Consider the following 4,089-nt stretch of genomic DNA (forward strand, 5'->3'; position numbering starts at 1 on the left):
GCAAAGCCAGTAGCGGCGCGGTTTGGTAGCGAGGCGCTGCCTATTTATAATGTTGCCCTTAAATAAATAGCGTAGTTACCCACTTCTTATCAAAATAAATGAATAGGTATTCATTTATTTTATTTTAATAAAAATAGGTCGTCTCTTTGAGCACGTTATTAACGTTATTTTAATGGGCGTAGGCTTTTTTGTAAGCCAGCTAACGATATTTGGGATAGGTGAAGATCAAAGCAGAGTCAGGTAATAAAATACTTTGGGGAAATCATCGTGAATTATCTTTTTGTGCTTATTTTTCAGCAGGTTGCATTTAAGATTATTCTTAATGCTGTGTTTTTTTTAAAAATTTATAGGCGCAAATCCAGCTCGCAAACTATTATAGCGCACCAGACCCTGTTTTAAGCAGGATAACTCACAGCGCGTTTTTTGATCAAAAAAATTATGCGTTACTCTACATATTGTCATTAACATGCCGATAACTCTGCTAAGTCGCTTGCGACAAAAAGTATCCCCCTTATCGGCAAGGAATTAATTATGCGCGTGCTGCAAAACTTCACCATTCGTTTGGTGTTGCTGGTTATCCTCGGCATCTTTTGCCTGATGTGGTCCAGCGTTGGACTGTATAGCGTCTTTTCGCTCTCTAAGGTGGCTGAAGGCAATGAGATCGATCGTCAGCTGGTGAACCAGATGACGCTGCTCAGCCAGGGCAACGATCAATATTTTCGCGTGGTGACCCGCCTGTCCCGCGCGCTGGAGACAAAAGCCGCTGGCGGCAACGCGGACTTCAGCCAGGTTGAGCTAGCGCTGGACAACATGAAAACCAAGCTGGATGCGCTGAAAGCCATCTCGCCAGGCCCCATGGATGAGAAGGTCTCCGCGCAGGCCATTGCCAACTGGCAGGCGCTGCTGGATCAGGGCGTAACGCCGCAGGTTCAGCTGGCGCAGCAGGGCTCGCTGGACGCTTATCGCCAGCAGGCAAATAACGTCACGCCTGCGCTGAGCCGCGCCTTTGGCGCATCGGCAGAGGCCTTTAACACCGCCGCCAGCGCACGTCTGGACGAGACGCGCGTGATGGTTGACGGGCAGACCAGCATGACCCGCGTCCTGATCCTGACCGCGGTGATCCTCGGCCTGCTGATCCTGCTGTTTACCGATCGCTACCTGGTTGCCATGCTGGTTAAACCGCTGGCCATCATTCGCGAACATTTCCGCACCATCGCGCAGGGCGATCTCAGCCAGCCGGTGCAGGATCTGGGTCGCAACTGTGTCGGCCAGCTGGTACCGCTGCTGCGTGCCATGCAGGATAGCCTGCGTGACGCGGTGAGCACTATCCGCCAGGGCAGCGACAACATCTGGCGCGGTGCGACCGAAATCTCCAGCGGCAATAACGATCTCTCTTCCCGTACGGAAGAGCAGGCGGCGGCATTGGAAGAGACGGCAGCCAGCATGGAGCAGCTGACCGCGACGGTGAAGCTGAATGCGGACAACGCGCGCCAGGCCAGCGAGCTTGCGGACGTGGCCTCGACGCGAGCGAGTAAAGGCGGCGAGCTGGTCGACGCGGTGATCGGCACCATGACCGGCATCTCCGATAGCTCGAAGAAGATCGCTGAGATCACCACGGTGATTAACAGTATCGCTTTCCAGACCAATATCCTGGCGCTCAACGCGGCGGTAGAGGCGGCACGCGCGGGTGAGCAGGGACGTGGTTTTGCCGTCGTGGCCGGTGAGGTACGTAACCTTGCCAGCCGCAGCGCCGATGCGGCGAAACAGATCGAGTCGCTGATCGCCGATTCCGTTAGCCGGGTCGATAAAGGGGCGCAGCTGGTGAACGACGCCGGTACAACCATGGAAGGCATTTTGCGCGCGGTGACGGAAGTGACCACCATCATGAAGCAGATTGCTAATGCCTCCGCCGAGCAGAGCAAAGGCATCTCCCAGGTTGGCGTCGCGATTACCCAGATGGATAGCGTAACGCAGCAAAATGCCTCGCTGGTGGAAGAGGTCTCTGCCGCCGCAGCGGCGCTTGAGCGTCAGACCGAAGAGCTACAGCGTTCGGTACAGCGGTTCCGCCTCTCTGCTGGTGATGAGCAGAGAGCAGGCAGCACCGCAGTAAACTCTGCCTCTATGCCGCGTCCCGCCGTAGCGCATTCTGCGCAGGATGAGTGGGTTGCGTTCTAAACGCGTCTGTCAGAGCGACGTAGCGGTGGGTTGCCGTATCCCCGCTACGTTACTCACCCTGAGAGCAGCGTGGCACCGATAGCCGCGCCGTTCTTACCGCTGTGTTTGATCTGATACATGGCCAAATCTGCCCGGACGAGCGAGTTGACAAAATCATCCTCGTCCAGGGCTTGTTCAATACCAATCGACGCGCCCACGCTTGCCACGCCGTTAGCCAACTCAAACGGGGTTAATGCTGCCTGCAGGCAACGCTGTGCAGCACGGATAACCTGCTCTTCAGTAAGAGCAAAAGGCAGTAGCAGCACAAACTCATCCCCGCCAAGCCGCCCAACGATCGTTCCCGACGGGCAGGCCTCGCGCAGCCGCTGGCTAAGCTGCATCAGCAGCTCGTCGCCGCTGCGGTGACCAAAGGTGTCATTCACGTTTTTAAAATCATCGAGATCGATAAACGCCACGCAGAGCGCCCCCGCCATCTTTAACGCCTCGAAATGCTGGATCAGAGCATGACGGTTGGCAAGTCCGGTAAGCGGATCGTGGTTCGCCAGCAGGGCCAGCTGCTCCTCGTACTGCTTCTCTTTGGTCATATCGATATGCGTACCGGTGACCTTCAGCGGCTGGCCGCTATCGTCCCACTCGCTGACGCGCCCCCGGTCAAGCACCCACGTCACGGTGCCGTTTTTATGCTGCATGCGGTGCAGCGCTTCGTAGAAGGGAGTTTTCCCGTGCAGATGGCCGTAAAAGGCGTCCAGCACCCGCTCTCTGTCATCCGGATGCAGATGCTCTTTCCAGACCTCAAAGCGGGCGTTGAGCTCTTTCGGCTGGTAGCCCAGCATCGATCCCCAGCGACGGTTATAGATGATCAGCTTGCCGCTGGGCACGTCCAGCTGCCACAGGCAGAGGCCGGTACCGTCCAGCGCCGCGCTGAGCTTGCTGCGGGCGTCACGCGCCAGCCGCACCAGTCGGGCGTTGTGCTTCTTCAGATTCTGGATCTGCTGCTTAAGCGCGAGTTCAGACATACCGGCCGATTAAGAGTAAATAAAAACCATTCTTACTAGTTATTTTTTTGTTGTAAATACAACACGAAAAAAAGAGGAAGCGTAATCGATTTCAAAAGGTGACCGGGCAGGAGGTGCCCGGTCGGAAAGCGTTAGGCCTGGCGTTTGTCCTGCGTGTTATTCGCAAAGTCGCTGGCGTCGTGGCGCTCGTGCAGCTGCTCGTTAAGCGGCCCGTTGGTGCGGTTAACGATGCGGCCGCGCTGTACGCCGGGACGCTCAGCAATCTCTTTCGCCCAGCGCAGCACGTTTTTATAGCTGCCTGCGTCGAGAAACTCTGCCGCGTCGTAAACGTTGCCAAGCACGACGTTGCCGTACCACGGCCAGATAGCCATATCGGCGATGGTATAGTCATCGCCCGCCACAAACTTGTGCTCGGCAAGCTGCTTATCAAGCACGTCGAGCTGACGCTTGGCTTCCATGGTGAAGCGGTTGATAGCGTACTCAATTTTTACCGGTGCATAGCTATAGAAGTGGCCGAAACCGCCGCCGAGGAACGGGGCAGAGCCCTGTAGCCAGAAGAGCCAGTTCAGCGTTTCAGCACGGCCTGCTGGATCGGTTGGCAGGAAGTGACCAAACTTTTCTGCCAGATAGAGAAGAATTGAGCCGGACTCAAATACGCGGGTAGGGGGCGTGGTGCTGTGATCGCGCAGGGCCGGAATTTTGGAGTTCGGGTTCACCTCAACGAAGCCGCTGGAAAACTGGTCGCCCTCGCCGATACGAATCAGCCAGGCATCATACTCCGCCTCGCTGACGCCTTTTTCCAGCAGCTCCTCGAGTAAAATCGTGACCTTCTGGCCGTTTGGCGTCCCGAGGGAGTAGAGCTGCAGCGGATGTTTGCCTACCGGCAAGGTTTTTTCAT

At 56.1% G+C, this 4,089-nt stretch carries 3 protein-coding genes; 1 reads left to right on the plus strand and 2 read right to left on the minus strand.

Annotated features, from left to right (window positions below; translation table 11 throughout):
- The first annotated feature begins 531 nt into the window (after window positions 1-531).
- Window positions 532-2,175 carry a methyl-accepting chemotaxis protein gene (locus tag FN633_RS12245; protein WP_154057891.1) on the plus strand — a complete coding sequence of 548 codons (1,644 nt, stop codon included), beginning with the start codon at window positions 532-534 and terminating at the stop codon, window positions 2,173-2,175.
- A 53-nt stretch (window positions 2,176-2,228) separates the two neighbouring features.
- On the opposite strand, the gene FN633_RS12250 is transcribed toward FN633_RS12245, so the two are convergent.
- Both FN633_RS12250 and yghU read right to left on the minus strand, forming a co-directional pair.
- Window positions 2,229-3,191 carry a sensor domain-containing diguanylate cyclase gene (locus tag FN633_RS12250; protein ID WP_154057892.1) on the minus strand — a complete coding sequence of 321 codons (963 nt, stop codon included), beginning with the start codon at window positions 3,189-3,191 and terminating at the stop codon, window positions 2,229-2,231.
- Window positions 3,192-3,322: 131 nt separating this feature from the next.
- Window positions 3,323-4,089, minus strand: a 767-nt coding sequence (gene yghU / locus FN633_RS12255) for a glutathione-dependent disulfide-bond oxidoreductase (RefSeq protein ID WP_154058929.1), incomplete at its 5' end; no start/stop codon positions are given.

The sequence above is a fragment of the Pseudescherichia vulneris genome (assembly GCF_902164725.1).
Taxonomy (GTDB): domain Bacteria; phylum Pseudomonadota; class Gammaproteobacteria; order Enterobacterales; family Enterobacteriaceae; genus Pseudescherichia; species Pseudescherichia vulneris.